This is a genomic window from Pelobacter propionicus DSM 2379, from assembly GCF_000015045.1.
Taxonomy (GTDB): domain Bacteria; phylum Desulfobacterota; class Desulfuromonadia; order Geobacterales; family Pseudopelobacteraceae; genus Pseudopelobacter; species Pseudopelobacter propionicus.
On the sequence record NC_008609.1, the window covers coordinates 570877 to 596481 of the forward strand.

Genomic DNA, 25605 nt, shown 5'->3' on the forward strand with positions numbered 1-25605 from the left:
TTACCCGCACTTCAATGTTTTCCGGAGAAGAAATACCCCCATGACCAACCCCGATCTTCGCAAACTCCCCCCCCAGAGCCTGGAGGCTGAAATGTCCGTGCTGGGGGGCATCCTGATCGATAACGATGCCATCAACCGGGTGCTGGAAATCCTCGGCGCGGAAGACTTCTACCGCGAGAGCCACCGCAAGATCTTCCAGGCCATGATGCGCCTCTCGGACCAGCGCGAGCCGTGCGACCTGATCACCATGACCGACATGCTCAAGAAGCAGGGTGAACTGGAGGAGGTGGGGGGCGCCCCCTACCTGTTGACCCTGGTGGACTACGTTCCCACCGCGGCCAACATCGCCTACTACTGCAAGATCGTGAAGGAAAAGGCGGTCAACCGTAAGCTGATCAGCGTGGCCACCGAGATCGTGACCCGGGGGTACGACGAGCAGGCCGATATCAACGAACTGCTGGATCTGGCCCAGAAGAACATCTACGAGATCTCCGAGAACAAGCTGCGCCCCCAGTACGTGCCGGTGCAGGCGGTGCTCAAGGAAGCCTTCACCATCCTGAAGACCCTGCACGACCGCAAGGAGCATGTCACCGGCGTGCCCACCGGTTATGTGGACCTGGACCACATGACCGCCGGCTTCCAGCCCGGCGACCTGATTATCGTGGCCGCGCGCCCCTCCATGGGCAAGACCACCCTGGCGCTGAACGTGGCCGAATACGCTAGCGCCGATCCCCACAACAAGAAGAAGGTCCCCTCGGTGATCTTCTCCCTGGAGATGGGCAAGGAACAGCTGGTGATGCGTTTTTTGGCCTCCATCGCCAAGGTGGACTTCGGCAGGATGCGCACCGGCCACTTCCTGGATTCGGACTGGCCCCGCCTCACCAGGGCGGCCGGCATCCTGCACGACGCCAAGATATTCATCGACGACACGCCGGCCATCTCGGTGCTGGAGCTGCGCTCCAAGGCGCGGCGCCTGAAGAGCGAGCACGACATCGGCCTGATCATCATCGACTACCTGCAGCTGATGCGGGGGGGCGCCAACCCGGAATCCCGCCAGCAGGAGATCTCGGAGATCTCCCGCTCCCTGAAGGCGCTGGCCAAGGAGCTGAACGTGCCGGTGATCGCCCTGTCCCAGCTCAACCGCGAACTGGAAAAGCGCGCCGACAAGCGCCCCATGATGAGCGACCTGCGCGAGTCGGGCGCCATCGAACAGGATGCCGACGTGATCATGTTCGTCTACCGCGAATCGGTGTACTGCGAGCAGTGCCGCAAGCGGGACGGCACCTGCACCCAGAACCACGAACGCAACTCCGAGATCATCATCGGCAAGCAGCGTAACGGCGCCATCGGCACCGTCAACCTGGCCTTCTTCGGAGAGCACACCCGCTTCGAGAACCTGAGCGCCCGGGAAGGCTGAGGCGCCCCGGCGGTTCCCGCGGTGAGGGAGTTTTGGCGTAGTGCCAAGGCACATTCTATGGTATGAACATCCAGTTACGGGAGAGGAACCATGACCGAGTTGACGAAAAAGGGAAGTTTGGGCCAGATCCTGACGGCATCCAGAATCATCAGTGAGATCGATATTCTGGCCGCGCTGGAGGAACAGGCCCGCAGCGGCTGCCGCTTCGGCGAGGCACTGGTCCGGCTGGGGGTCGCCACCCAGGAGGATGTGGACTGGGCGCTCTCCAGCCAGCTGGATATTCCCTATATCCGGCTCAAGCGGGAACTGGTCGATCCGGGTGCGATTGCCCTGGTGCCGGCCGCCATGGCCCGCCGGTTCTCCTGTATCCCGCTCTTCCGCGCCGGCGACGAGCTGAACATCGCCATTGCCGACCCCCTGAACCGCGCCGCCATTCAGGCCCTGGAACTGGCCACCGGCCTGCGGGTGAGCATCTCCGTTGCCCTGCTGCGGGAAATCATGGAGATGGTCGACGAATGCTACGGCCCGGCCATGAACGACAGCCTCGGCCTGGAATCGGTGCTTTTTTCCGGCAGGGTGCTGGAAGCGATCAACGCCGATCTGAGCGGCTCCAAGCTGCTGGACGGCCTGCTGATCACCATCATAAAGAACAGGCTCTCCTCCCTCTCCCTGCATCCGAGCGGCTCCCGGGTGCTGATCCGCGGACGACGGCAGGGGGTCTCCTCGGAGATCGGTACGCTCTCCGGCGAACACTACCCCGATTTCCTCCAGAGGCTGCGCCTGCGCGCCTCGATCTCCCCCGCCGCGGACCCGGTCTCGGAGGGGTGTTTCAGCTTCGACTACCGCTCCCGCAGGGCGCACTTCCGGGTCGCCCTGCTGCTGACGCCCGCCGGTGACTACGTAACGCTTACGTTGCTGGTTCCGGAGAACTTTCCCGAGCACCTGGCCGACCTGGAGCTGCCCGAAGAACAGCTCGGCGCCTTCAGACACCTGGCACGGGCCAAACAGGGTATCACCTTCTTTGCCTCATCCTCTCCCGCGGAGCGTAGCCATTTCATGGGTCTGATGCTGGAAGAGGGCGGGACCGACGGCAGGAACGTCCTCATCCTCGGGGACTCCCCCGTCTGTCCCGGCAATCCTTTTCCGCGGATACCGCTCCCCCGGGAGGGCAAGGAGCGCGCCGGCCTGATAACGGCGGCTCTGGATCACGACCCGGATATCCTGGTGATCGAGGATGTGGGGGAGGGGCTTGCCTTCAGCGCCGCCTGTCGCGCCGCCATGCGCGGCAAGCTGGTGCTGGCCGGCCTGGAGAGCAGGGGGAACCGGGATGCCCTGCGCCGGCTTTTGTTCTGCCAGCAGCAGCATTTCCTGCTGCCGCTCTTCGTCAATGGCCTGGTATCCCTCAGCGGGGTGCTCAGTCTCTGCCCGCAGTGCCGCGCCGAATACACCCCCTCCCGGGAAGAGCGGGCCGCCCTGCGCCTGGAGCAGGAACCTGCCAGCTTTTTCCGTTCCGCCGGGTGCGATGCCTGCGGGGACAGCGGATTTCGCGAGCGGCGCTTCCTGATGGATGCGCTGGTCTTTGACGACGAACTGCTGCAGCTCTTTCGCCAGGCGGCCGATGTTACCTCCCTGGAGGTTTTTATCTCCCGGCGGGGCCGTCAGGGGATCAGGCAGCAGGCTGCGCGGCTGCTCAAAGAGGGTGAACTGTCGCCCGAGGAGTACGTCTCCTCGGTGCTGATGTAGCGGAGACCCTGTCCGAGCGCTTTCCCGCAGATGACAATTTCGGGATTGATGGGAGCATATCCATGGCACGTATTGACGCACTTTTCAGGATGATGAAAGAGCAGGGGGCATCGGACCTGCACCTCTCCACCGGCAATCCGCCCATTTTTCGCCTGCATGGCGAGATGGTCCGGCTCAACTTCAAATCCCTGGGGCACGACGAGCTGCACTCGATCCTGTTCGAGATCTTGAATGCCAAGCAGAAGGAGCAGTTCGAGACGACCAAGGATCTGGACTTCGCCTATGCCGTTCCGGACCTGGCGCGCTTCCGGGGCAACATCCTCATGCAGCACCGGGGCATCGCCGCGGTGTTCCGCATCATACCGGGCAAGGTCCTCTCCGCCGACGACCTGAACCTGCCCGACGGGGTGCGGCGCATGACCAATTTCAAGAAGGGGCTGGTGCTGGTCACCGGCCCCACCGGCTCGGGCAAATCCACCACCCTGGCCGCCCTGATCGACCACATCAACTCCACCCGCAAGGAGCATATCCTCACCCTGGAGGACCCGCTGGAGTTCATCCACGAGAACAAGCAGTCGCTGCTCAACCAGCGCCAGATCGGCGAGCACACCCAGAGCTTCTCCGCAGCCCTCAAGGCGGCCCTGCGGGAGGATCCGGACATCATCCTGGTGGGGGAGATGCGCGACCTGGAGACCATTCAGCTGGCCATGAGCGCCGCCGAGACCGGACACCTGGTGTTCGGCACCCTGCACACCAACACGGCAGCCAAGACCATCGACCGGATCATCGACGTCTTTCCCACCGAGCAGCAGCAGCAGGTGCGGGCCATGTTGTCCGAGTCGCTCAGGGGGGTGGTCTGCCAGCAGCTGCTCAAGACCGCCGAGGGGAAGGGGCGCGTGGCCGCCTTCGAAATCATGCTCGGCACCCCTGCCATCGGCAACCTGATCCGCGAGGCCAAGACCTTCCAGATCCCCTCCATCATCCAGACCGCCAAGAAGGACGGCATGCAGCTCATGGACCAGCATCTGCTGGACCTGCTCAAGACCAAGAAGGTCAACCCGGAAGAGGCCTGCCGCTGCGCCATCGACAAGAAGCAGTTCGAACAGTACCTGCCGGCTGACAGCGCCAAGGCGGACTAAGCCCGGAATACGAAGATAACTATGCGAGGAATATTATGAATTTCAATCACTTTGATGAATCAGGCAATGCCGTGATGGTGGATGTGAGCCACAAACAGCCGACCCTGCGTACGGCGGTGGCGGCGGCCCGGGTGGGCATGTCGCCGGAGCTTCTGGCAGCCATCCGCGAGGGGGGCATGGCCAAGGGGGATGTGCTGGGGGTGGCGCGCCTGGCCGGCATCATGGCCGCCAAGAAGACCCCGGACCTGATCCCGCTCTCCCATCCCCTGGCGATCCACTCCGTTGCCGTGGATTATGAACTGGACAGTGGGGCCGGCACCATCCAGGTGCGTTGCACGGTGCGGGCCCTGGAGCGCACCGGCGTGGAGATGGAAGCCATGACCGGCGCCTCCCTGGCGGCCCTGACCATCTACGACATGTGCAAGGGGAGCGACAAGTCCATCACCATCGGCGACATCCGGCTGCTCTACAAGGAGGGCGGCAAGAGCGGCGTGTACCGGCGGGAGGAGGGGCAATGAGGGCGGCGATCCTGACCCTGAGCGACAAGGGAGCCCGTGGGGAACGTGTGGACGCGAGCGGCCCGGCCCTGGCGAGCTGGCTGGCCGAGCACGGGGTGGAGACGGTGCAGTCGCTGATCATCCCCGATGACCTGGACACCATTGTCAGCACCTTAAGCGAGTGGGCTGATGCCGATCTGGCCGACCTGATCCTGACCACCGGCGGCACCGGCGTCTCTCCCCGGGATCAGACCCCCGAGGCCACCATGCAGGTGGCGGACCGGCTGATACCGGGCATCGGCGAGCTGATGCGGCTGAAGAGCATGGAGAAGACCACCATGGCCTCCCTGTCGCGGGCCGTGGGCGCCATCCGTAAAAGGAGCCTGATCATCAACTTGCCGGGGAGCCCCAAGGGGGCCCGGGAAAACCTGGAGGCGGTCTGGCCGGTGATCGGCCATGCCGTGGAGAAGATCCGGGGGGACCAGAGCGACTGCGGCGGCAGGTTCGACCGGTGAGGGACGGCTCCGGCTCCGAAACCACTCTATCGATACTATGATCAAGGGCGCGCTGCCGGGGAATTTCAATGGCGGCGCGCCCTTGGTTTATTGAATGATATGGGTGGAGTGACGACTCATAGCGGTGTGCCGTATCGCCATTTGCAAAGCCTGGTACCGGAGCTTTTTCAAATCGGCCTGCCCGTAGAAGCAGAAGGTAGTGCGGTCAAGCCGACAGACTCCTGGGGGAACAGGTATTCCTTCATCAGTTCAGAAGGTTCTCGGTTTTTGTCTCTCTTGAGACCGAATTGAAACAGGCTCTTCGGCACCTCAGAGTTTCGCATTAACCACATTAAATTTGATTGCACGTAATGGAGACGCGTAATGATACGAACGGTCAAAATTGAAGGCTTCAAGTCGATCCCCTCCATGATGCTTGATCTGGGGAGGGTCAACTGCTTCATTGGCGCCAATGGGGTGGGGAAGTCCAATATTCTGGAAGCAATCGGAGTTCTGGGAGCCGCGGCAAAAGGGAGAATCGATGACGAGTCCCTGGAATATCGTGGTGTCCGTCCCGGCTTGCCCCGGCTGTACAAGGCATCATTTGCCAATGAACGCACCCCGCCGCATATCATGGTAAGCGCCTCGGATGATGTCAATGCCACCTATCGCGTTTCATTGCTCAACCCACTGGAAAAGCCGGAGCCGGCTTGGTCCTACAAAACGGAATACCTTTCGGATGGCGAAACCGAGCTCGTTTCCGTTGGCGTCCGATCCGAAAAAAAGCTCACCCCGACGGCTGGATTCGCCGCCCTCCGAATGGTTGATATCCCTGAGGGGAATTCAGCGCACCGCTTGATGGACTGTTTGCAGAACTTTGCGATCTATTCACCCAATACCCTTACCTTGCGCGCCCTGGTTGCGGATAAGCAGACCCGTTTCCCGGTGGGACTTGCCGGCGGTCGTTTGGCGGAAGCATTCGGCGAACTGCGCAAACTGGTGCTGGATAAGGATGATGATCTGCTGGACTCGGTTTTTGAGCTGGTCGAATGGGTCGCGGATATCGATACCGGTCCGCCCGGATCACTCATGTCTCCTTCGGTGCCGCGTACCAAGGAGATCATCAGGTTTACCGACCGGTACATGAATAAAAGCCGAAACACCCTGAGCGGCTATGATGCCAGCGAGGGGGTCTTATATATTCTTTTCAGCGCAATTCTCTGTCTGACTCCCCATTCCCCCCGGTTTTTTGCCATCGATAACCTTGATCAGGCGCTTAATCCCCGACTGGTTACCCGGTTGGTCAATAACCTGGCGACGTGGTTGGTCCGTACGGATAATGAACGACAGCTGCTTTTTACGGCCCATAATCCGGCGGTACTTGACGGACTGGATCTCTCGGATGACAATGTCAGGCTCTTTGCCGTTGACCGGAACAGCGAGGGGCATACTCAAATTACCAGAATTCAGTTGAGTGAAAAACTCCTGGCGCTGAATAAAGATTATCCCCTGTCACGGCTCTGGCTGATGGGAAATCTGGGGGCTGTTCCCAATGTCTGAGTCTCTGAGAATCGCACTGATTGCCGAAGGCCCAACGGATAAGATCGTTATTGAGGCCGCGTTGAAGGCCATTCTGCAACAGCCATTTGTATTGATTCCGCTGCAACCTGAACCAACACGCCCTGACCTTGGCGGCGGCTGGTGCGGTGTGTTGAAATGGTGTCGGGAGTTCCGCGCCCGCGGGTATGGTTCTTTCGAGGAAGACCCCACTCTGGAACTGTACGATTTTTTCATCCTCCACTTGGATGCTGATGTCGCCCACAAGTCCTACTCAGATGTCGGTCCTGCCATTGAACAGGAAGCGCAACAGTCTGCTTGGGGGGCATTGCCCTGTTTTCAACCATGTCCGCCGCCTGGCGCAACCGTCAACGGTCTGAAGTCTGTGCTGTTCTCCTGGCTTGGTGTCGCCTCGGTCGGCAGTCGAACCGTCCTCTGTATTCCCTCCAAATCAACGGAAACCTGGCTTGCCGTTGCGGTCTATCCGGACAACGAAAATCTGCTGAACGGGCTGGAATGCACACTGATCATGGAAGGCCGGCTGGCAAGTTTATCCAAAGGACAACGTATCAGAAAGTCGGCAAGGGAATACACGAACCATGCAGCGACTATCACCGGTGCCTGGGATAGTGTTCGTGCACAATGCTCCCAAGCAGATGTTTTCCATAATAACAGCACAACCATTCTCATGGGAGAGGCGGCATGACAAGTAGCACCCTGATTCAGAAAGTCTGGGGCGGGGCGCGGGGTCAGGGCAATCGCATGAAATTCAGGCCAGTTTGGAGAAGACCGTCATGGCCTCCCTCTCCCGGGCTGTGGGGGCCATCCGTGCCAGGAGTCTGATCATCAACCTGCCGGGGAGCCCCAAGGGGGCGCGGGAAAACCTGGAGGCGGTCTGGCCGGTGATCGGCCATGCGGTGGAGAAGATCCGGGGGGACCAGAGCGACTGCGGCGGCAGGTTCGACCGGTGAGGGCAGGCTCCATTCAGCTCCACGCACGTTCTCCATACTATGATCAAGGGCGCGCTGCCGAGGGATATTCCCGATGGCGGTTTATGCAATAAATAGGTAGCCGGGTGGCTCATATCTGCGTCAAAGACAGACTGAAGGTTCTATTACAACTGATTGCAGAAAAGGTATGACAGTGCAGTAAAAGAGGATTAACCGCTTGAGACAGTCTCTTCATGAAATAAACAGGAAAATCGAACTGCTGCCGGCATGGCTGTTAACCGGTCTGACGCTCATCGGTCTCGGGATCATTGGTTTTTTTGACTATTTTACTGGTCCTGATTACTCTTTTTCCATTTTTTATCTGGTCATTGTCGTTGCAAGCGCTTGGTATCAGGGGCGGAAATCGGCACTTCTGCTGTCAGGTGCGGGCACCGTTGTCTGGTTTGCCGCAGCTATCGCCTCTCGGGAATATACCGATGACTATCCGCTGTCTATCTTCTGGAACGATCTGGTAGAACTGACCCATTTTCTTTTTGCCGTTGTTGTGATTTCCACTTTGAAAGCTTTACTTGATGCCTCGGAAAAGACATCCAGAATAGATCCGTTGACCGGTATAGCAAACCGGCGCCTTTTCTATGAGGTGGCCACTACAGAGATAGTCAGGGCTCACCGGATATCTGAACCATTCACGGTTATGTATATTGATATTGACAACTTTAAAACCGTTAACGATACCCAGGGGCATGATGAAGGAGATATACTTCTGATTGCGGTTGCCTCAACCATCAGGCATCAGATACGGGAAATCGATACTGTGGCACGACTGGGTGGCGATGAATTCAGCGTGCTGCTTCCCGCAGCCGCAAACGATGCCGCTCAGGTTGTTGGCAGAAAGCTGAAACGTGAACTTGCGGATGCTGTTGAGACAAGGTGGCCGGTTACCTTCAGTATCGGAATGGTTACCTACATCACAGCGCCTGAATCGGTTGAATACATGATCCGGCAGGCTGACCAGGTCATGTACGAAGCTAAAAAGTCAGGGAAGAACCGGTTGTGTAGCGTTGTCATGCATTGAGATAACGGAGCGGTGCAGACTGCCGATAATGTGAATCCGAGAGGGAGTTGCCGATGAAGAGACATCCGATAACCAGAGAGAGCGGCAGATACTTCCTGACCGACCTGATCCGGGATGAGGTGGATTTCCGGGCAACGGCCCAGTCCCGCGGAATCCGCCCGCCCCTGCCCCAGAAACCGGTGGCACCCCACAGCCGGATCATCCGTCTGCCGGATCAAGAGTCGTGGTTGATTCCCCCCTGCGACCTGGTTACCGCCATGGCCAACCGCGAAAGCCGCCGCAAGTTCACCACGGGATCGCTCTCCCTTGATGAACTGGGTTTTCTCCTCTGGGCCACCCAAGGAGTGCGGCAGGAGCTTCACCCGGCGGCAATCCTGAGGACGGTCCCCTCAGCCGGTTGCCGCCACCCCCTGGAAACCTATCTGGCTGTCATGCGGGTGGAAGGGCTGGAGAGCGCCATCTACCGCTACCTCCCCCTCAACCATTCCCTGGTGCAGGAGAGAGAGGTGGAAAACCTGGGGCTGCGCCTGACGGCGGCAACACGCGGCCAGGCCTTCGCCGGCCAGGCGGCGGTAACCTTTCTCTGGGCCGCCATCCCCGAACGCACCGAATGGCGCTACGGGGATGCCTCCTACAAGGTGATCGCCCTGGATGCAGGCCATGTCTGCCAGAACCTCTACCTGGCCTGCCAGGCCATCGGCTGCGGCACCTGCGCCATAGCCGCCTACGATCAACCCCTGGTGGACGAACTGCTGGGCTTGGACGGGGACGAAGAGTTCGGCATCTACCTGGCGCCGGTGGGGAAGGTCGCACGGTGAACTGGCAGGTCTACATCATCCTCTGCTCCGACGACTCCCTCTACACCGGCATCACCACGGACATGGAGAGACGCTTTCTCCAGCACGCACAGGGAAGGGGAGCCAAGTATTTTCGGGGACGCAAACCGCTGCGGGTGGTCTACCGGGAAGACGGCCACAGCCGCTCTTCAGCAGCCGGCAGGGAAGCCCGGATCAAGGCCATGAGCCGGCCGGACAAGCTGGGCCTGGTGTCGGAGGACATCGAGAGAGCTGATTGAGCTGCTCCCTTGCTTTCGTTCAGATCGCCCCGGCTTTAACCTCTATGGCGCTCTCCAGGGTCGTATCCCCCACCGTCAGATAGATGGTCCCCTCGGTGATGGTGACTGACCAAGTGATGGAACGCTCCAGCCGGGAAGACAGGGCGGCGATGAAGCCCTGGTCGACGCCCACGATGCTGAGGTTGGCAAGCTTCTTCAGCTTGGGAAGGTGCTGCTGATCCCAACTGGCCAGTGCTCTGCCGCAGGCCAAGAGGCAGACCCGCTCGGCATGGCGGGAGGCCTTGATGATGCGGTCGGATTCCGGCAGGCCGACTTCGACCCACAATCGAGTCCTGCCGTCGGGCCCGACTACCCAGATATCCGGTTCTTCGGCCGCGCAGAGCCCCTTGGTAAAGGTAAGCTCCGGCTCGTAAAAGATGGCCATGGCCAGCAGGCGGGCCACCAGCCGCTCCCCGGTTTCCGAGGGATGCTGGGCAGCGGTGGTCTGGATCGTCGCGTACATTCCTCGATCGATGTCGGAGAGTTCAAGCTGTGTTCGATATATGGTTGAGGGGAGTGCCATGGTGTGTGGGTCGCTTTCCTTTGCGTATTCGTGTGATCACCTCTGTCAGCGGAAGTGTTTCCATGACCTGGGCGCTCCACGGTAGGGTATCGTCTGCGCACTGTAGCAAAAAAACCGGACTTCACCGATGAAAAAACGGCTTTCACCTCAAGCCGGCGGAGTGGTAGCATGACGTCCTTGAAATCCGAGCCGACTATTCACACTCCCCGGCCCATCGCCATGGCGTGATAACATGAAAACCAGAGTGCCGTTGTTCCTGAAATCCCATGGATTCTCCCTGCTGCTGATCCTCTCCCTCATCGCCGGCGTCGGCCTGGGCGTGGTCTATAAAAAGGACGCCGTCCTCTTCAAGCCGCTGGGCGACATATTCCTGAACCTGCTCTTCACGGTGATCGTTCCGCTGGTCTTCTTCTCCATCTCGTCTGCCGTCGCTTCCATGACCGACCTCAGGCGTCTGGGCAGGATTCTGTCGGTCATGTTCCTGGTCTTCGTCCTAACCGGATTCATCGCCTCCGGCGTCATGCTCCTTGGCGTCATCCTCTACCCGCCCGCCTTTGGTGTCGCCATACCCCTTGCCGCGGCTGGCGAAATCCGGCACCTCAGGGCAGTGGACCAGATCGTCGGGGCCTTCACCGTCTCCGATTTTCCGCTGCTCCTGTCCAAGAACAACATGCTGGCCCTGATCCTGTTCTCCATCCTGACCGGCCTGGCCACCTCCGCCGTGGGGGAGAGGGGAAAACCGTTCGCCGCGTTTCTGGTTTCGGCCAACGAGGTGATGATGAAACTGGTCTCCTTCATCATGTACTATGCGCCGGTCGGCCTGTGTGCCTACTTCGCCTACCTGGTGGGAACCTTCGGGCCGGAGCTTTTGGGCTCCTACGGCCGGGCCATGGCACTGTACTATCCCCTGGCCGTCGCCTACTATCTGCTCGCCTTCAGCCTGTATGCCTTTCTCGCCGGCGGCGTCTCCTGTGTCGGCAGGTTCTGGCGCAACATCATACCGCCATCGGTCACGGCCCTGGCCACCGGCAGCTCCATGGCGGCCATTCCCTCCAACCTGCAGGCGGCTGACAGGATCGGCGTGCCCCGGGATATCAGCGAGGTGGTCATTCCCATCGGAGCCACGCTGCACATGGAAGGGTCGTGCCTGGCCGCGGTGCTGAAGATAGCTTTTCTCTTTGGTATCTTCCGCATCCCCTTTTCCGGCATCGAGCCGATCGCAACCGCCCTGGGCATTGCCCTCCTGACCGGCGTGGTGGTCAGCGGCATTCCGGGCGGCGGCACCATCGGGGAACTGTTGATCCTCTCCCTGTACGGTTTTCCGCCGGAAGCCTTTGCCCTGGTCACCATGATCGGCACCCTGGTGGATGCGCCGGCCACCATGCTCAACGCCGTGGGGGACAACGTCTCCAGTATGCTGGTGGCCCGGGTGCTGGGGGGGAGGGGATGGATGGAAAACCAGGGATGAGCGGGCGCGGGGAGAGGTAATGAAAAAGAGGAAACTGGGCGGGTATGTTCTTTCAGCCGTTTTACTCTGCATTCTGTCAATCGGATCGGTGTCGGCCGCACGTTCGCCGGAGGGGACTCCGGCGGGATGGATGGAAGCATCTCTGGATACCCTGGCCCACGGCTCATCCCAGGTCGTGCTGGTGACCGGCGACGATTCCCGCGGCTTCCGCGCCACCCTCCATGCCCTGGAGAGGCGCGGGGGCGCATGGCGCTACGCCTTTCCGTCTCTGCCGGCGCTGATCGGCGAGAAGGGCTTCGCCCCGCCGGGCGGGAAGCGGGAGGGGGATCTGCGGACACCGACGGGAGTTTTCGCCCTCAGGCGCACCTTTGGCTATGCCCCCGAAATCCCCACCCGCATGCCCTATTTCTGGGTGGGGAAGGACGACCTCTGGGTGGACGACCCCTCCTCTGCCGATTACAACCGCTGGGTGAAAAGGGGGGAGACCTCCGCCTCCTCCTTCGAGGTGATGAAGCTGGACGACGACCGGTACCGGTACGCTATCGTCGTCGAGTACAACACCGACCCGGTGGTCAGGGGGGCGGGGAGCGCCATCTTCATCCATGTGCGCCTGGGAGAGGGGGAGGCCACCCGGGGATGCGTGGCTCTGGCGGAAGAAAGCATGGTGAAGGTTCTTGCCTGGCTTGACCCTGCCGCCAGTCCCGTTGTGGTCCTGGGGACGCGGGAGTTGCTCGTGGAGCTGGCGCGCCGCGCCGGGCACCGGACAGCCACGGAGGAGGCGGGAAGCGCGCATGGTTTTTGCCCCTGTCTCCGGGAGTCGTGGCGCTTGGACCCTCAGGCGCGGTAACTGTCGATCAGGGCGCCCAGCTTCTCCCGGTCAACCCTGCGCCTGAAAAGCGGCCTGGCATCATCCTGAAAGACTCCGCAACTCTCCTCGAACGTCGGACGCCCCTCGTGCTCAAAAAAGATTCCCAGCGGCAGCCTGTCAACCTCCGAGGCGCGTCGGAAGGCCTCCTCCCGGTTGCTCCTATCGTGGCTCTCCTCCAGATAGTAGCTGTTTTCCCTGAACCAGTGGAACGTATTGACCTGGTTGAAGGTGACGCAGGGCTGCAGGATGTCCACCAAGGCGTAGCCCCGGTGCCGGATCGCCCGTTTCAGGATCGCGCTGGTCCCGGGGATGTCGCCGGCAAAGGCCCTGGCCACGAAGGGGGCGTTCAGCGAGATGGCGACGGTCAGCGGGTTGAATGGTTCACTGGTTACGCCCTGAACCTGGATGGGGGTCAGGAAGCCCCTCTGGCTGGTGGGTGAGGCCTGGCCCTTGGTAAGGCCGTAAACCATGTTGTTGTGGACGATGGTGGTTATGTCCGGGTTCCGCCTGATGGCATGCAGGAAGTGATTGCCCCCCTCGGCGTAGATGTCGCCGTCGCCGCTTGCGACGATCACCGTCAGCAGGGGATTGGCCGCCTTGATGGCGGTGGCGGTGGGAAGCGCGCGGCCGTGGAGTCCGTTGTGGTAGTGGGTGGCCAGATAGTGGGGCAGCTTTGCCGCCTGGCCGATGCCCGACACCGTGACGACCCGGTCGGGGGACAGCTCCAGTTCGGCCAGAGCCTTCTTGACGGCGGTCAGGATGCTGAAATTGCCGCATCCCGGGCACCAGGACATATCCTTCTCGTTGGAATCAAAAACGCTGCTGTTCATGTGTGCTCCCCCTGTGCAACGATCTCTCCCAGTCTGGTTCGCAGCTCTTCGACGGAAAACTGCCGGCCATTGTATTTGAGAATGCGGTGCCGGCAGGTGATGCCCCAGGTTCCCCTGAGAAGCTGGCCGAGCTGTCCGCTGGCATTGCCCTCCACCAGGATCAGGTTGTCCACCCTCTGCAGGCGCCTTCCGGTCTCCCCGTGCAGCGGGAAGAGCTGCTGGAAATGCATGACGGCCAGACGCTCCATCCCCGGGCCGGCCACGGCCTCCAGCACGATCTCCCGTGTCGAGCCCCAGCAGATGACCAGGCTGGTCGCATCTTCCGGGCCGATCCACTGGGGTGGCGGCGTGTTTTCAACGATGGCGGCCAACTTGCGGAGACGCTTGTCGACCATCTCCGTTCGCGTGGAGGGGGTTTCGTCGATGTGGCCGTCCTCGTTGTGCTCATGGCTGTCGCATACGACCAGCCCTGCTCCCCACCCGGGGATGGCGCGGGGAGAGATCCCGTTTTTCGTCAGGGCGTAGCGCCGGTAGCCGGGCATGGCAGCGACGGCTGTTGATTCGAAGGGAGGATCGGGTGGCTGAAAGCCCTCCCCGTCAACGCCGGAATCCATCAGGTACTGGTCGGTCAGGATGATCACCGGCACCTGATAGGCGTCGGCCAGCCGGAAAGCGTCCCGTGCGCAGTCAAAGGCCTGCTGGGGATTGCCGGGGGCCAGGATGATTCGCGGAACGTCCCCATGGCCGGCATGGAGCGCCAGGTTCAGGTCTCCCTGCTCGGTCCTGGTGGGGAGCCCGGTGGCAGGCCCCGGACGCTGGGCAAGCAGGATGACCATGGGGCTCTCGGTGACGCCGGCGAGGCTGAGCGCCTCGCTCATCAGGGCAAAGCCGCCGCCGGACGTTGTGGTGAGCGCCCTGGCTCCGGCATACCAGGCGCCGAGCACCATGGTGGCAGCGCAGATCTCGTCCTCGGCCTGTTCGACGATGATGCCGAAGTCGTGGCCATGCTTTGCAAGAAACGATGCCACCCCCGTTGAAGGGGACATGGGGTAGAAGGAGACAAAGTTGCAGCCGCCGGCCATGGCGCCCAGGGCAATGGCCTCGGTGCCGGTGAGGTGCAGGTCCTTCCGGCCGCTGTCGGGCGGGGGAAGCGCCAGGGACATCCGCCCCGTTCGCCTGAGCTCCCTGCCGACGTCCATGCCGCTTTTTGCAGCAACCAGGTTGTGGTCGATGGCTTCAGCCGCTTTTCCTCTGAACACACCCTTGACAGCCTGTTCCAGCGTCTCCGGGGGGGCGTGGAACAGTCCCCAGATCATGCCGGCGGCGATGGTGTTGGCGAACAGTCTCCCCCCCGCGGCCTCTGACAGCCGTGCAAGGGGAACATCGATGAACTGCTGTCCCTCGATTCCCTTCAGGCCGTCTCCCAGGACAAGGGTGGCGGGCCCGATCCTGTCTCCCAGGTGGGCGAGCGCCTTCTGGTCGAAGGCAACGCAGAGGTCGCAACGGTCGGACCAGGCACGTACCGGCTCTGCCCCGATGCGCAGCAGGGTCGAGTTGCTGCCGCCGCGGATGCGGGACATGAACTCCGGGGAGGAAAAAACATGGTATCCCTCCCGGCGAAAGGCCCGGGTCAGGAGCGATTCGATGACCTGTATGCCCTGTCCCGCCTCCCCGGCAAGCACGATGGCATAATCCCTTGCCGCCCCTTCTTTCAAACCTGTACCCATATCCCCGCCCTCCCTGATTCGTCTGCCTCTGTGGACTGTGCCTCACGGCAGGGTATGATTGTACCATGCTCCGGCAGTAAACATGTCGCCTGCCCCCGAGTTCCGTCCGGATCGGGCGGCCTGGGCAACCATTTCCGTAACAGCTGAGGAGGAAGCAGTCATGTGTATGCGTCGGGAACGGGATTCGCTGGGAGAAATGGATGTTCCGGCATCGGCATACTATGGCGCCCAGACGGCACGGGCCGTACGGAACTTTCCCCTCTCGGGGCTTAAGCCCCACCCGGCCTATGTCTGGGCCGTGGTGATTATCAAGAAGTGCGCTGCCCGGGCCAACATGTCCACCGGCAGGCTGCCCGCTGCCATCGGTGACGCCATCGTCGCGGCGGCTGACGAGGTCCTGGGCGGCGGACTGGCCGATCAGTTCGTGGTTGATCCCTTTCAGGCCGGGGCAGGAACCTCCCACAACATGAATGTCAACGAGGTGCTGGCCAACCGCGCCCTGGAACTGCTCGGTCGCCAACGGGGCGATTTTTCGTCTCTGCATCCCAATGACCATGTCAACATGGCCCAGTCCACCAATGACGTCATCCCCACCGCTATCCGGCTGGCATCCCTGGAGCTGTTGGAGCCGCTGCTGGAAGCGCTGACCGGGCTGGTGAACAGCCTGGCGGCAAAGGGGGAGGAGTTCGATCGGATTCTCAAATCGGGGCGAACGCATCTGCAGGACGCCGTCCCGATCCGCCTGGGGCAGGAGTTTTGCGCCTATGCCGCCGCCGTCAGGAGAAATGGCGAAGGCCTCGAGGCGTGCATTCCGGCCCTGCAGGAGCTGGGCATTGGCGGCAACGCAGTCGGAAGCGGCCTGAATGCCGAACCGGCCTATATCAGGGCGATGCTCGAGGAACTGGCCATTGCCACCGGCTTTCAGCTGAAGGCGGCGCCCGACCTGTTCGAGGCCATGCAGAACATGGACCCCTTCTTGGCGCTCTCATCCGCCCTGCGCCGCACGGCGGTGACGGTTGGCCGCATCGCCAACGACCTGCGCCTGCTCTCCTCCGGGCCGCGCACCGGGCTGGACGAGATCCGCCTGCCGGCGGTCCAGCCCGGCTCGTCGATCATGCCGGGCAAGGTCAACCCCTCCATGGCGGAGATGACCAACATGGTCTGCTACCAGGTCATGGGGTGCGACCAGGCGGTGATGCTGGCGGCCCAGGCGGGCCAGCTGGAGCTGAACGTGATGATGCCGCTCATTGCCTATAACCTGCTGTTTTCACTGGAGCTGTTAAAGAATTGCCTGGGCAGGTTCAGCGACTCCTGCGTCAGCGGCATTATCGCCAATGGGGAGCGCTGTCGACGCTACCTGGAGGAATCCCTGGGGCTGGTGACGGTTCTGGCGCCATCCATCGGCTACGACGCCGCTGCCGAGGTGGCCAAGGAATCCATGGCCACTGGCCGCTCCATCCGCGAGATCGTCCTGTCGCGGGCCTTGATGACTCCGGCGGAGTTGGATCAGGCCATGTGTCCCGGGCACCTGACCGAACCGGGCCTGCCCCTGGGGAGGAAATGATCTGCAGCCGCTGCGGTGCCTGCCCTTTGATGCGACAGGTATGGCCTGGAAACGTGCGGGTCATGAGTGCAGCTCTGCACCGTTACCCTCAATGTGCAATCCCGACCCCGTCCCTGCACCCTCTGAAATCACCATATACAAAGCCAGGCACCGGTGTTTTCCCTCGATCTCAATCACTCTTTCCTATCGCATTATCCTTGAATTTCTGCTACAGGATCAGGAAATCATTCCGGTAAATGTCGGCGACCACGATACGTGTACTGAAACAGCACCTGCAAAGCCAGGCATCGGTGCTTTTGTGGAAAGACTGTTAAAGACAAGGAGAAAACAGGATGAAACAGACTTCCGAAAAAACGCGCGGAATTCAAACCATAGACCGTCAGGTCTGGAACGCCCCGAAACTCAGACGAATTGCGGCAGCAAAAAGCACCAATGGTAAAGGTGTCTATGCTTCTGGTGAATTCGGCTCTTACGCTGGCCCTTCCTAGATCGTGCTTGGTTCGCCATTACCGTTGTCCGGTGCGAGCAACGGGGTCAGAGGCTACGGCCCGGTAATTCTATCGAACCGCCCGGTGCGGACCCGCATGCCGGGTGGTGGTGCGCCATGAACGCACAGAAGGACGCAAATTCTGATGTGCGGTGCTGTACGAAAGATGAGGGCCGGCCCCTCGGAGTCTGCTTGCAGGAGCGGGCTTCAAACCGCCTCAAGCTGCAGGGGTAAAGAACCCTTGTGGTGAGCGTTGAGGAAAAGGCAAAGTATCACCCTGTCAGGTAAGAATCAAGGAGACGAACGAAAGTGAACCGACCGACGACGTGTCGAAAGCGTAAAGATGACGTCAAAACCGGGTGGCACCACCGATCCGGGATAAGACTGGGGGAAACCTGTTTAATGCCCAGTTGGCGTCCGGCATAAAGGCGGCGTGAACTTGATTCAGGCTTTTGTACGGAACATGGGAACCTGTCGCCCCGATGCCAAGGGAGAAACGCAAGTGGGTGGTCCCCACAAGTGTGAGAGTACCGATGCGGGGCACAGGGGCGGAGCAGCCCGTAGTAGTGATGAAGGTTCTTAACGGAACTGGAGCAAAGGGCGGCAACTCCTATAGATCCATTTTTATTTTCCCCGCCTTGTTGCCATCCGCATCAACTTCCGGCTCCTCATAATAAACGACCTTCTTGACCAGAAGATGCAGCAGGTCGTCTTTCTCGTCTGTTATGAGATGGTCGTACACATCCCTCTGAATACCCGGAAATTCTCCCAGATGATGTCGGCGCTCAACAGCTTGCTTTCCAGGTCGTTTGTTTCACGTCTCACAATTTTAAAGATTGAGAAAGTCAAAAGCCCGTTAGGGGAGACCTCTGCTGAAATTGGTGGCGGGAGTGGTAAAATGGAAATGCAAGCCGGTTCACGTGCCGCTGAACAGGATGCCAGTCTGGTTGCAGGCTGGATGTCAGATGAAAATATCGTGGGACGTGATGACCTTCACAGGGAAAATACTGATGATGGAGCTGCCGGACAATCAGAGAGGCAGAGTGTAGTAGTGTCAAGTCGATGGTACTGTCGACGAATCAGGCTGGAAGCTGCAGCCCTGGCAGCATAAGACAGGTTGTCGGTGTCTGCAAACATCATGCAAGCGACTCGTCGCAAGCGCGGTAACTCAAATAAATGGGGAGGTACGTTATGAAATCTAAATGGGTTGTGAAGGTCATTGTTTGCGCTTCAACGGTGGGTCTCATGATGGGTGGTTGTGCTACAAACCCGGATGGCAGCTACGAGTACAAGAGGACCGCCATCGGTGGAGTGGGCGGTGCTGCAGTAGGCGCAGGTCTTGGTGCGCTGATCGGCGGGGGGAAAGGAGCGGCGATCGGCGGGCTGTCCGGCGCGGTTGTTGGTGGTGGCATTGGTAACTATATGGACCGGCAGGCGGCTGCCTTAAAGAAGAATATGCCTGAAGCGGAAGTAGTCCGCGATGGAGAGAACGTGTATGTCGCCTTGCCATCAGGAATCCTGTTTGACACCGGGAAGGACGAGCTGAAAACGTCGGCGAAAGAATCGCTGGCCAAGGCCGCGGCTACGCTAAAGAGTTCCGAAACCAACATCATCATCCAGGGCCACACCGATTCGACCGGTTCCGATAAGATTAACCAGCCACTCAGTCAAAGGCGGGCCAATCAGGTTCGCGACTTTCTTGCTGCCAACGGCGTTCCAAGCTCCAGGATGACGGCAATCGGGTACGGCTCAAGCCGTCCCGCGGTTCCCAACGATACAGAGGTAAATCGTGCATTGAACCGTCGTGTTCAGTTGGAAATCAGCCCCAATGAAAAGATCAAGGCCCAGACCAGCGGCAGTAACTAGTCGAACGCATGAGGTTACCGCCTGCCACTGTCGATTTGGCGCTCAAGTGGTGACGATTTTACCTCAAGTCTTTCTGTTATCTGGATTGATGCGAAATAGTGCGTGGTAAAGATTCAGGCAGTCCAAAAGTTCGTGTCGTGTTTGTCAGCAGGTTCATGCTTGCAAAAAGGCCCCCAGATATACTGGGGGCCTTTTTCACATCTGACCGACTGATTTGAGGTGGCCTCAAGCCGGTTTTTGGAGCCTTGAACGTTGGTGCGCAGGCTCCTCCCCTTTCTGGTGACCATCCTCAGTTTGGAAGTACCCCCGGTTAAAGGGGACCGGGCCAGTCTCTAAGAATGGACCATATCGGGCACAAATTGTTACCACTGGCCCGGCACATCAAAAAACAATACATGCAGAGTATTCTTGCGTTGATTACAGAGCAGCTTTGAAGATGCTAATGACTTCGTCCAACGTGGCTTTACGCGGGTTGGTCAGCTGGCAAGCGTCTTTCTTGGCGTTTTCGGACATAATCTTCAGGTCGGCTTCTTTTACGCCCAGCTCGGTCAGGTTGGCAGGAATGCCGATGGAAGCGGACAGGGACTTGATTCTGTCGATGGCTTTCTGGCCGGCTTCGGTTACCGACAGGCCGTCGATGCACTCGCCGAGAGCAACGGCGATGTCGGCAAAACGCTGCGGGCAGGCGATCAGGTTGAACTGGCTGACGACGGGCAGCAGGATGGCGTTGCAGACGCCGTGGGGCAGGTTGTAGAAACCGCCCAACTGGTGAGCCATGGAGTGAACATAGCCGAGGCTGGCGTTGTTGAATGCCATACCGGCCAGATATTCGGCATATGCCATGGCGTCACGGGCAACCAGGTCTTCGCCGTTGGCAACAGCCGGGCTCAGGTTCTTGGCGATCAGTTCGATAGCCTTGATGGCGCAAGCGTCGGTGATCGGGTTGGCGATGATGGAAACATACGCTTCGACAGCGTGGGTCAGTGCGTCCATGCCGGTTGCGGCGGTCAGTTTCGGCGGCATGCCAACCATCATCAGGGGGTCATCTATGGCGATGTTCGGAGTTACACGCCAGTCAACGATAGCCATTTTGACATGGGTGTCGGTGTTGGTGATGATGCAGAAGCGGGTCATTTCGGAGGCGGTACCGGCGGTGGTGTTGATAGCCAGGAACGGAGGCATCACTTTGGTTGACTTGTTGACGCCTTCGTAGTCGCGGATGTTGCCGCCGCCAGCGATAACAAGGCCGATACCCTTGCCGCAGTCATGGGAGCTGCCGCCGCCGAGGGAGATAATGCCATCACACTTGTTGTCCTGATAGGCTTTTACGCCATCGTGTACGTTCTTGTCGGTCGGGTTCGGCTCTGCACCGGGGTAAATGGCGGCCTGGAGGCCGGCTGCTTCAACATAGCCTTTGATAGTGTCGGCAACACCCATCTTGGCAAGGCCCGCGTCGGTGACGATCAACAGTTTCGTTGCGCCAAGCGCTTTAGCCTGTTCGCCTGCTTCTTTCGAGCAGCCGAGACCCAACAGTGTTACGCTAGGGATGAAAAAACCGAACGTCTGATCTGCTAATGCCATGTGTACATTCTCCTTTGAATTGAGATGTTGCCTGCCTGCAGGAATCTGTATGCGCTTCTTGGTGTTGGCATACAGTTTGAAACTCAGAGATTGTGCTTATTTCGGATCGTTAACCGAGAAAGCCGGAATGCCTACAAAATATCCCATGAAATATTTCAGCATCCCGGCTTTCTCTGAGAGCCCCAATGATTGATACGATCTCCCCACGAGGTTTGATCGACTGTATTTGATTTATATTTAAAACGTTGTTTTTGTATACTTGGGAAAAAGATTAAAAACAACATAATAAATATTATAAATACCAAATGAAGATACTGGTCGTTGACAATATAAATTTCTGTACGACATGAAAGGCCTGGATATAAAAAATGACGTATAAAGCAGCAGATAGGTGTGTCTTGGCGATTTCGGATGGTAGGGGGCAACTCATTTGATCTCCTGTCTTCACATAGTCTTGGTTTGTGTGAAGGCTTTTTTGTGTTCGTCATGCAATTGTTGCCGGTATGTGGCGCGAATGGACTCTAGTGTCGGCGAAACGGTGTTTATGGGGCGGGTGGGGTCTGCTGGCTGATTCATTTGTAATGAATTAACCAGGCTTTCAGGCTTCCCCAAAAGTCTAATCTGGTCGCTGTAGTGACAGCGAGCCGTGCGAACCATAGGTGATGACATGGCGCGAAAAAAACTCAACCGCGAAACGGCAACAGATGCTATTCTTTGCCTTGATTTCAGGTGTAGTGCGGTTCCGTGTCTCTAGTCGCGGGGCGTCCGCATACTCGATGTCGCCGGTTGCCGGGAGGGGAAGCGCTGGAACCTGCCGGGCCAGCCGCTCCTTTCGTGACCGCCCTGTTCACCCTGCTCGTCAACCCTGTCTGATTCCCCATTGACTCAGGCTGCAACCATCCCGCGCGGAACGCGCCAGGAAACCCATGGCATTCATACCCACAACAAGATCAGAGATGCATAGGCGTGGCTGGGAGCAACTGGACGTTATTTTCGTCAACGGCGATGCCTATGTGGATCACCCCGCCTTCGGTGTGCCGCTCCTGGCCCGCTGGCTGGAGAAACACGGCTTCCGGGTCGGCGTCATTGCCCAGCCTGACTGGCGCTCAGTGGAACCCTTCATGGCCTTGGGCAGGCCGCGGCTCTTCTTCGCCGCATCGGCGGGAGCCATGGATTCCATGGTGGCCCACTACACGCCGGCACGCAAGCTGCGTCATGACGATGCCTACACTCCGGGCAACCGCCACGGTGCCCGCCCCAACCGGGCCACCCTGATCTATACCTCCCGGCTGAAGGAGGCCTTCCGCGATGTGCCGGTGGTAATCGGCGGGATCGAGGCCTCGCTGCGACGCTTCGCCCACTACGATTACTGGGAAAACCGTGTGCGGCGTTCGCTGCTCTTCGACGCCAAGGCCGATCTCCTGCTCTACGGCATGGCCGAACGTTCGATGCTGGAACTGGCGCAACGCATGGGGCGGGGTGAGTCTCTGGCGGATATACGGGGGCTGCGCGGTACCTGCTGGGTTGAAAAGGCCGGTCATCATCTAACCGATCACCTGGAGATCCCCTGCTTTGAGGAGTGCGGCAGCGACCGGCTGAAGTTTGCCGAGGCGTTCCGGCTGGCAAGCAGGGAACAGAACCCCTATAACGGCCGGACCATCGTCCAGCGCCATGGCGATCGCCTGCTGGTCTGCGCTCCCCCTTCTTTGCCGCTGGAGGAGGCGGAGATGGATAGTCTCTACGCCCTTCCTTTCGAGAAGGCTCCCCATCCATCCTATGGTGAAACGATCCCGGCCTGGGAGCAGATCAGGTGCTCCATAACCAGTCATCGCGGCTGTTTCGGCGGCTGCTCTTTCTGCGCCATTGCCATGCATCAGGGGAAGCTGATCCAGTCCCGCGGTCAGTCTTCCGTGGAGAGCGAGATCCGCGAACTGGTTCGCAAGCCCTGGTTCCGGGGCAGCATCAGCGATATCGGTGGACCCACCGCCAATATGTACGGACTCTCCTGTGGCGATTCCGCAGCCATGAAATGCTGCCGCAGGGAGAGCTGCCTCTTCCCGAAGCAGTGCCGGCATCTGATCGTGGATGACCGGCGAGCCGTCCGCCTGCTGCATGCGGCCCGCGACTTCGCGGGGGTACGTCATGTTGCGGTGTCGTCGGGGGTGCGCTACGATCTGCTGGAACGGCAGCCGGCCTACTGCCGGGAACTGATCGCTCACCATGTGGGGGGATTGCTCAAGGTGGCGCCGGAGCATCTGGTGGAACGGGTCACGATGCTGATGCGCAAACCGGGACTGGCGGTTTTCGAGCGTTTCCTGTCCCGCTTTCGCGAAGAGAGCAGGCGCCTCGGCAAGCCGCAGGGCATCGTGCCGTATCTGATTTCCGGCCACCCCGGCTGCTCCTTGGCTGATATGCTCGAACTGGCGCTGGCCCTGCAACGGCTCGGTCTGCGGGTCGAACAGGTGCAGGACTTCACCCCTACTCCCGGCACCTGCGCTACATGCATGTATTACAGCGGAATTGATCCTGAGACAGGGGAAAAGCTGTACGTGGCGACCAGCGACCGGGAGAAGGGGCTGCAGAAAGCGCTCCTGCTCGGCCATCTGCCCGGGGAGCGCAAGAAGGTTCTCGAGGCTCTCGCTCTGCTGGGGCGGGAGGAGTTGGCCACTGTGTTGCTGACGGCGGGCAGGTCGGAAGCGGTAAGCGCGAAGAGACCCCACTCCGTTGGGCAGGGAGTGATTCATCCCGGCAGGGAGAGAAAAGCTGGGCGAGGAAAAGGCACAAAAAAAGCCCGCTGATTGCTCAGCGGGCTTTTTTATTCTCAGTTGAAAACGAAGGAATTAGCGAACCTTCACCACATTGGCGGACTGCAGGCCTTTGGGGCCCTGGGTAATGTCGAAGGTCACTTCGTCACCCTCGGAGAGGGATTTGAAGCCTTCGCCCTGGATTGCGGAGAAATGCACGAAGACATCCTCGCCGCCTTCCTGCTCGATAAAACCGAAACCCTTCGTGTCGTTGAACCACTTAACCTTGCCCTTTGCCATTTCCTACCTCCTTTTTTCTCCGGTGCTATGCCGGAACAATGAGTGGTACTACCGCCAAAGTTTCCGGAGTCTGGTGCAGGAAAACCGCAAAGCCGAATAAAACACTGGTTCTTCAACGTTCTGCAGGACCTTCCGAAACTTGCTGCAAACGTCGTTTATCACAGGGCTAAACCGTGTGTCAAGAAATTTAATTTGCCTGTGGAGCCTTCAGGTCGCCGGATTTGCCCTGCAGTTTTTTCACCAGTTCGCCATAGCCGTTGGCGGTGATTATCTTGTTGAATTGACTGCGGTAATTTGAGATCAGGCTGACTCCTTCGATGACCACGTCGTAAACCATCCATTTTCCGCCCTGGTTGAGCAGGCGATAGTCCATGGTGTACTCGTCATGTTTTGCTGTAACAATTTTTGATTTTACTTCGGCGCGGTTGGCGGCGATGTTTTCCCTGAGGTAGATCACTTTTTCATTGTTGTAGGATTCGATCTTGTTGGCGTAGGTCTTCTCCAGCAGGCTGGCGAACAGGTCGGAGAACTGCTTCCTCTCTTCCTGGCTGCGGTCGTTCCAGTGCCTGCCGAGGGAGCGCTTGGCCATTTCGTTGTAGTCGAAGAGGACACTGATGGATCTCTTCAGCGCCTGACGGCGCTTCTGGTCGTTGCGTTTCATGTCCTTGTCGGCAACAATATGTATCACCTGGTCGACGGTCTTCCTGACGTCGTCGGTGGGGGTGGCGAATGCGTGGGTTGTGGTGAAGAAAAGGGCCAGCAGAATGAGTAAGGTGCGTTGCAACATGATGTGTTCTCCCGCTTATTTGTTGATTTGTTTTTTTCTGAGTTGGATAAAGCCGTCCCTCACACCGATGTAAGGTTCGACTGAAGCCGCGATGATGTCCTCATAGGTACCCAGTTCCAGTGATGTCTTGTTGACCACTTCGAACACCTTTACCCCCAGGGCGGCACCGAACGGGGTGATGTAGCTTGCTGGGTTCAGCACGGAGTCGCCCGCCATCCCCACCGAGTCTCGCAGCGTCGAGGGGCCCATGACCGGCCAGACGATATACATCATTCCACCCATGCCGTAGAATCCGAGGGTCTGCCCGAAATCCTCGTCATAGGCGTTAAGTTCGAAATGGCTCTTGGCGACATCGAAGAAGCCGGCCAGCCCCATGGTGCTATTGATGCAGAAACGGGCAAGCTCGGTGCTTGCTCCCTCGAACTTCCCTTGCAGGAGGGTGTTGACGAACCGTATGGGCATCTTCACGTTCGAGAAAAAGTTCTTCACCGAGACGCGCGCCGGTTCCGGCACGATAAAGCTGTATCCCTGTGCTGCCGGTTTGAGAGCCCAGAAATAGAGCTTGTCGTTGAATTTGAACATTAACCGGTTCAGCGGTTCGATCGGGTCAGCAATGCTTACCTCTTCGATGCCGTTATTATCGGTGTACTCGTCATCATCGGCCGTTCCGTCCGTAGCCGAGAGCGGCTGCTTTGGCTGTCCGGCGTCGCTGGCAGTCTCCCCGGACGGGGCAGCCGCCTCGGTCGGCAGGGTACGTTCTTCCGCTGTTCGGGGCTCAACCTGCTGGACCGGAGCTTCTTCGGCCATGGCGGTGCCTGTCAGCAGCAATCCTGCCACGAGCAGCAATCCATAAACTCTTCGTGCGATCATAGTA

At 59.5% G+C, this 25605-nt stretch carries 24 protein-coding genes and 1 pseudogene; 18 read left to right on the top strand and 7 right to left on the bottom strand.

What is annotated here, in order from left to right:
- Positions 1 to 40: 40 nt before the first annotated feature.
- The 11 genes and pseudogenes from dnaB (at position 41) to PPRO_RS02670 (ending at position 9947) form a co-directional block, all read left to right on the top strand.
- Positions 41 to 1417 (top strand): replicative DNA helicase, encoded by a 1377-nt coding sequence (gene dnaB, locus PPRO_RS02620; RefSeq protein WP_011734478.1) that lies wholly within the window; start codon positions 41 to 43, stop codon positions 1415 to 1417.
- A 90-nt stretch (positions 1418 to 1507) separates the two neighbouring features.
- Entirely contained in the window at positions 1508 to 3160 is a 1653-nt protein-coding gene (locus PPRO_RS02625) for a GspE/PulE family protein (protein ID WP_011734479.1), read from the top strand.
- A gap of 62 nt (positions 3161 to 3222) precedes the next feature.
- Positions 3223 to 4299 carry a type IV pilus twitching motility protein PilT gene (locus tag PPRO_RS02630; protein WP_011734480.1) on the top strand — a complete coding sequence of 359 codons (1077 nt, stop codon included), beginning with the start codon at positions 3223 to 3225 and terminating at the stop codon, positions 4297 to 4299.
- 35 nt (positions 4300 to 4334) lie between these two features.
- Positions 4335 to 4817: a cyclic pyranopterin monophosphate synthase MoaC gene (moaC, locus tag PPRO_RS02635; protein WP_011734481.1), complete on the top strand. Its 483-nt coding sequence runs from the start codon at positions 4335 to 4337 to the stop codon at positions 4815 to 4817.
- On the top strand, positions 4814 to 5311 hold the full coding sequence (locus PPRO_RS02640) for a MogA/MoaB family molybdenum cofactor biosynthesis protein (protein WP_011734482.1): 498 nt from the start codon (positions 4814 to 4816) through the stop codon (positions 5309 to 5311). The genes moaC and PPRO_RS02640 overlap by 4 nt, the downstream gene beginning before the upstream one ends.
- Positions 5312 to 5674: 363 nt before the next feature.
- Positions 5675 to 6850 (top strand): AAA family ATPase, encoded by a 1176-nt coding sequence (locus tag PPRO_RS02645; protein WP_011734483.1) that lies wholly within the window; start codon positions 5675 to 5677, stop codon positions 6848 to 6850.
- Positions 6843 to 7553 carry a hypothetical protein gene (locus PPRO_RS02650; RefSeq protein WP_011734484.1) on the top strand — a complete coding sequence of 237 codons (711 nt, stop codon included), beginning with the start codon at positions 6843 to 6845 and terminating at the stop codon, positions 7551 to 7553. Before PPRO_RS02645 ends, PPRO_RS02650 begins: the two co-directional genes overlap by 8 nt.
- Before the next feature lie 70 nt (positions 7554 to 7623).
- A pseudogene (locus PPRO_RS02655) lies at positions 7624 to 7818 on the top strand (MogA/MoaB family molybdenum cofactor biosynthesis protein); the annotation flags it as partial.
- A 196-nt stretch (positions 7819 to 8014) separates the two neighbouring features.
- Positions 8015 to 8872: a GGDEF domain-containing protein gene (locus PPRO_RS02660; RefSeq protein ID WP_011734486.1), complete on the top strand. Its 858-nt coding sequence runs from the start codon at positions 8015 to 8017 to the stop codon at positions 8870 to 8872.
- A 53-nt stretch (positions 8873 to 8925) separates the two neighbouring features.
- Positions 8926 to 9690: a SagB/ThcOx family dehydrogenase gene (locus tag PPRO_RS02665; protein WP_011734487.1), complete on the top strand. Its 765-nt coding sequence runs from the start codon at positions 8926 to 8928 to the stop codon at positions 9688 to 9690.
- On the top strand, positions 9687 to 9947 hold the full coding sequence (locus PPRO_RS02670; RefSeq protein ID WP_011734488.1) for a GIY-YIG nuclease family protein: 261 nt from the start codon (positions 9687 to 9689) through the stop codon (positions 9945 to 9947). The genes PPRO_RS02665 and PPRO_RS02670 overlap by 4 nt, the downstream gene beginning before the upstream one ends.
- A 19-nt stretch (positions 9948 to 9966) precedes the next feature.
- Here PPRO_RS02670 and PPRO_RS02675 read toward each other — a convergent pair whose 3' ends face one another.
- Positions 9967 to 10509: a YaeQ family protein gene (locus tag PPRO_RS02675; RefSeq protein ID WP_011734489.1), complete on the bottom strand. Its 543-nt coding sequence runs from the start codon at positions 10507 to 10509 to the stop codon at positions 9967 to 9969.
- Positions 10510 to 10741: 232 nt separating this feature from the next.
- Between PPRO_RS02675 and PPRO_RS02680 the strand changes: the two genes are divergently transcribed.
- Entirely contained in the window at positions 10742 to 11977 is a 1236-nt protein-coding gene (locus tag PPRO_RS02680) for a dicarboxylate/amino acid:cation symporter (RefSeq protein ID WP_011734490.1), read from the top strand.
- Positions 11978 to 11996: 19 nt separating this feature from the next.
- Entirely contained in the window at positions 11997 to 12824 is an 828-nt protein-coding gene (locus PPRO_RS19260) for a L,D-transpeptidase family protein (RefSeq protein WP_011734491.1), read from the top strand.
- Here the strand turns inward: PPRO_RS19260 and PPRO_RS02690 are convergent.
- Both PPRO_RS02690 and PPRO_RS02695 read right to left on the bottom strand, forming a co-directional pair.
- Positions 12812 to 13675 (bottom strand): thiamine pyrophosphate-dependent enzyme, encoded by an 864-nt coding sequence (locus PPRO_RS02690; RefSeq protein ID WP_011734492.1) that lies wholly within the window; start codon positions 13673 to 13675, stop codon positions 12812 to 12814. The genes PPRO_RS19260 and PPRO_RS02690 overlap by 13 nt on opposite strands.
- On the bottom strand, positions 13672 to 15402 hold the full coding sequence (locus PPRO_RS02695) for a 2-oxoacid:acceptor oxidoreductase subunit alpha (protein WP_011734493.1): 1731 nt from the start codon (positions 15400 to 15402) through the stop codon (positions 13672 to 13674). The genes PPRO_RS02690 and PPRO_RS02695 overlap by 4 nt, the downstream gene beginning before the upstream one ends.
- Before the next feature lie 160 nt (positions 15403 to 15562).
- On the opposite strand from PPRO_RS02695, the gene PPRO_RS02700 reads away from it, so the two are divergent.
- From PPRO_RS02700 to PPRO_RS02705, 4 genes are all read left to right on the top strand, one after another.
- Positions 15563 to 16966, top strand: a complete 1404-nt coding sequence (locus PPRO_RS02700) for an aspartate ammonia-lyase (RefSeq protein ID WP_011734494.1) — start codon at positions 15563 to 15565, stop codon at positions 16964 to 16966.
- A gap of 332 nt (positions 16967 to 17298) precedes the next feature.
- A complete protein-coding gene (locus PPRO_RS21150) occupies positions 17299 to 17454 on the top strand; it encodes a hypothetical protein (protein ID WP_198138318.1) in 156 nt (51 codons plus the stop codon).
- A gap of 771 nt (positions 17455 to 18225) precedes the next feature.
- On the top strand, positions 18226 to 18564 hold the full coding sequence (locus tag PPRO_RS20740; RefSeq protein ID WP_232286682.1) for a hypothetical protein: 339 nt from the start codon (positions 18226 to 18228) through the stop codon (positions 18562 to 18564).
- An 80-nt stretch (positions 18565 to 18644) separates the two neighbouring features.
- A complete protein-coding gene (locus PPRO_RS02705; RefSeq protein ID WP_011734497.1) occupies positions 18645 to 19319 on the top strand; it encodes an OmpA family protein in 675 nt (224 codons plus the stop codon).
- 417 nt (positions 19320 to 19736) lie between these two features.
- On the opposite strand, the gene PPRO_RS02710 is transcribed toward PPRO_RS02705, so the two are convergent.
- Entirely contained in the window at positions 19737 to 20900 is a 1164-nt protein-coding gene (locus tag PPRO_RS02710; protein ID WP_011734498.1) for an iron-containing alcohol dehydrogenase, read from the bottom strand.
- Between the two features lie 926 nt (positions 20901 to 21826).
- Here PPRO_RS02710 and PPRO_RS02715 point away from each other — a divergent pair.
- Positions 21827 to 23698, top strand: coding sequence for a YgiQ family radical SAM protein (locus PPRO_RS02715; protein WP_011734500.1), 1872 nt, complete (start codon positions 21827 to 21829; stop codon positions 23696 to 23698).
- A 42-nt stretch (positions 23699 to 23740) separates the two neighbouring features.
- Here the strand turns inward: PPRO_RS02715 and PPRO_RS02720 are convergent, their stop codons facing one another.
- The 3 genes from PPRO_RS02720 to PPRO_RS02730 form a co-directional block, all read right to left on the bottom strand.
- On the bottom strand, positions 23741 to 23944 hold the full coding sequence (locus PPRO_RS02720) for a cold-shock protein (RefSeq protein WP_011734501.1): 204 nt from the start codon (positions 23942 to 23944) through the stop codon (positions 23741 to 23743).
- Between the two features lie 187 nt (positions 23945 to 24131).
- Positions 24132 to 24731 carry an MlaC/ttg2D family ABC transporter substrate-binding protein gene (locus PPRO_RS02725; RefSeq protein ID WP_011734502.1) on the bottom strand — a complete coding sequence of 200 codons (600 nt, stop codon included), beginning with the start codon at positions 24729 to 24731 and terminating at the stop codon, positions 24132 to 24134.
- Between the two features lie 15 nt (positions 24732 to 24746).
- Positions 24747 to 25601: an MlaA family lipoprotein gene (locus tag PPRO_RS02730; RefSeq protein ID WP_011734503.1), complete on the bottom strand. Its 855-nt coding sequence runs from the start codon at positions 25599 to 25601 to the stop codon at positions 24747 to 24749.
- Positions 25602 to 25605: the final 4 nt, after the last annotated feature.

Coding starts and splice junctions, on each gene's coding strand:
- PPRO_RS02695 (WP_011734493.1), bottom strand. CDS start 15,402: ATGGGTACAGGTTTGAAAGAAGGGGCGGCAAGGGATTATGCCATCGTG.
- moaC (WP_011734481.1), top strand. CDS start 4,335: ATGAATTTCAATCACTTTGATGAATCAGGCAATGCCGTGATGGTGGAT.
- PPRO_RS02630 (WP_011734480.1), top strand. CDS start 3,223: ATGGCACGTATTGACGCACTTTTCAGGATGATGAAAGAGCAGGGGGCA.
- PPRO_RS02645 (WP_011734483.1), top strand. CDS start 5,675: ATGATACGAACGGTCAAAATTGAAGGCTTCAAGTCGATCCCCTCCATG.
- PPRO_RS02730 (WP_011734503.1), bottom strand. CDS start 25,601: ATGATCGCACGAAGAGTTTATGGATTGCTGCTCGTGGCAGGATTGCTG.
- PPRO_RS02640 (WP_011734482.1), top strand. CDS start 4,814: ATGAGGGCGGCGATCCTGACCCTGAGCGACAAGGGAGCCCGTGGGGAA.
- PPRO_RS02705 (WP_011734497.1), top strand. CDS start 18,645: ATGAAATCTAAATGGGTTGTGAAGGTCATTGTTTGCGCTTCAACGGTG.
- PPRO_RS20740 (WP_232286682.1), top strand. CDS start 18,226: ATGATGTCGGCGCTCAACAGCTTGCTTTCCAGGTCGTTTGTTTCACGT.
- PPRO_RS02625 (WP_011734479.1), top strand. CDS start 1,508: ATGACCGAGTTGACGAAAAAGGGAAGTTTGGGCCAGATCCTGACGGCA.
- PPRO_RS02715 (WP_011734500.1), top strand. CDS start 21,827: ATGGCATTCATACCCACAACAAGATCAGAGATGCATAGGCGTGGCTGG.
- PPRO_RS19260 (WP_011734491.1), top strand. CDS start 11,997: ATGAAAAAGAGGAAACTGGGCGGGTATGTTCTTTCAGCCGTTTTACTC.
- PPRO_RS02690 (WP_011734492.1), bottom strand. CDS start 13,675: ATGAACAGCAGCGTTTTTGATTCCAACGAGAAGGATATGTCCTGGTGC.
- PPRO_RS02710 (WP_011734498.1), bottom strand. CDS start 20,900: ATGGCATTAGCAGATCAGACGTTCGGTTTTTTCATCCCTAGCGTAACA.
- dnaB (WP_011734478.1), top strand. CDS start 41: ATGACCAACCCCGATCTTCGCAAACTCCCCCCCCAGAGCCTGGAGGCT.
- PPRO_RS02675 (WP_011734489.1), bottom strand. CDS start 10,509: ATGGCACTCCCCTCAACCATATATCGAACACAGCTTGAACTCTCCGAC.
- PPRO_RS02725 (WP_011734502.1), bottom strand. CDS start 24,731: ATGTTGCAACGCACCTTACTCATTCTGCTGGCCCTTTTCTTCACCACA.
- PPRO_RS02680 (WP_011734490.1), top strand. CDS start 10,742: ATGAAAACCAGAGTGCCGTTGTTCCTGAAATCCCATGGATTCTCCCTG.
- PPRO_RS21150 (WP_198138318.1), top strand. CDS start 17,299: ATGAAACAGACTTCCGAAAAAACGCGCGGAATTCAAACCATAGACCGT.
- PPRO_RS02650 (WP_011734484.1), top strand. CDS start 6,843: ATGTCTGAGTCTCTGAGAATCGCACTGATTGCCGAAGGCCCAACGGAT.
- PPRO_RS02720 (WP_011734501.1), bottom strand. CDS start 23,944: ATGGCAAAGGGCAAGGTTAAGTGGTTCAACGACACGAAGGGTTTCGGT.
- PPRO_RS02700 (WP_011734494.1), top strand. CDS start 15,563: ATGTGTATGCGTCGGGAACGGGATTCGCTGGGAGAAATGGATGTTCCG.
- PPRO_RS02665 (WP_011734487.1), top strand. CDS start 8,926: ATGAAGAGACATCCGATAACCAGAGAGAGCGGCAGATACTTCCTGACC.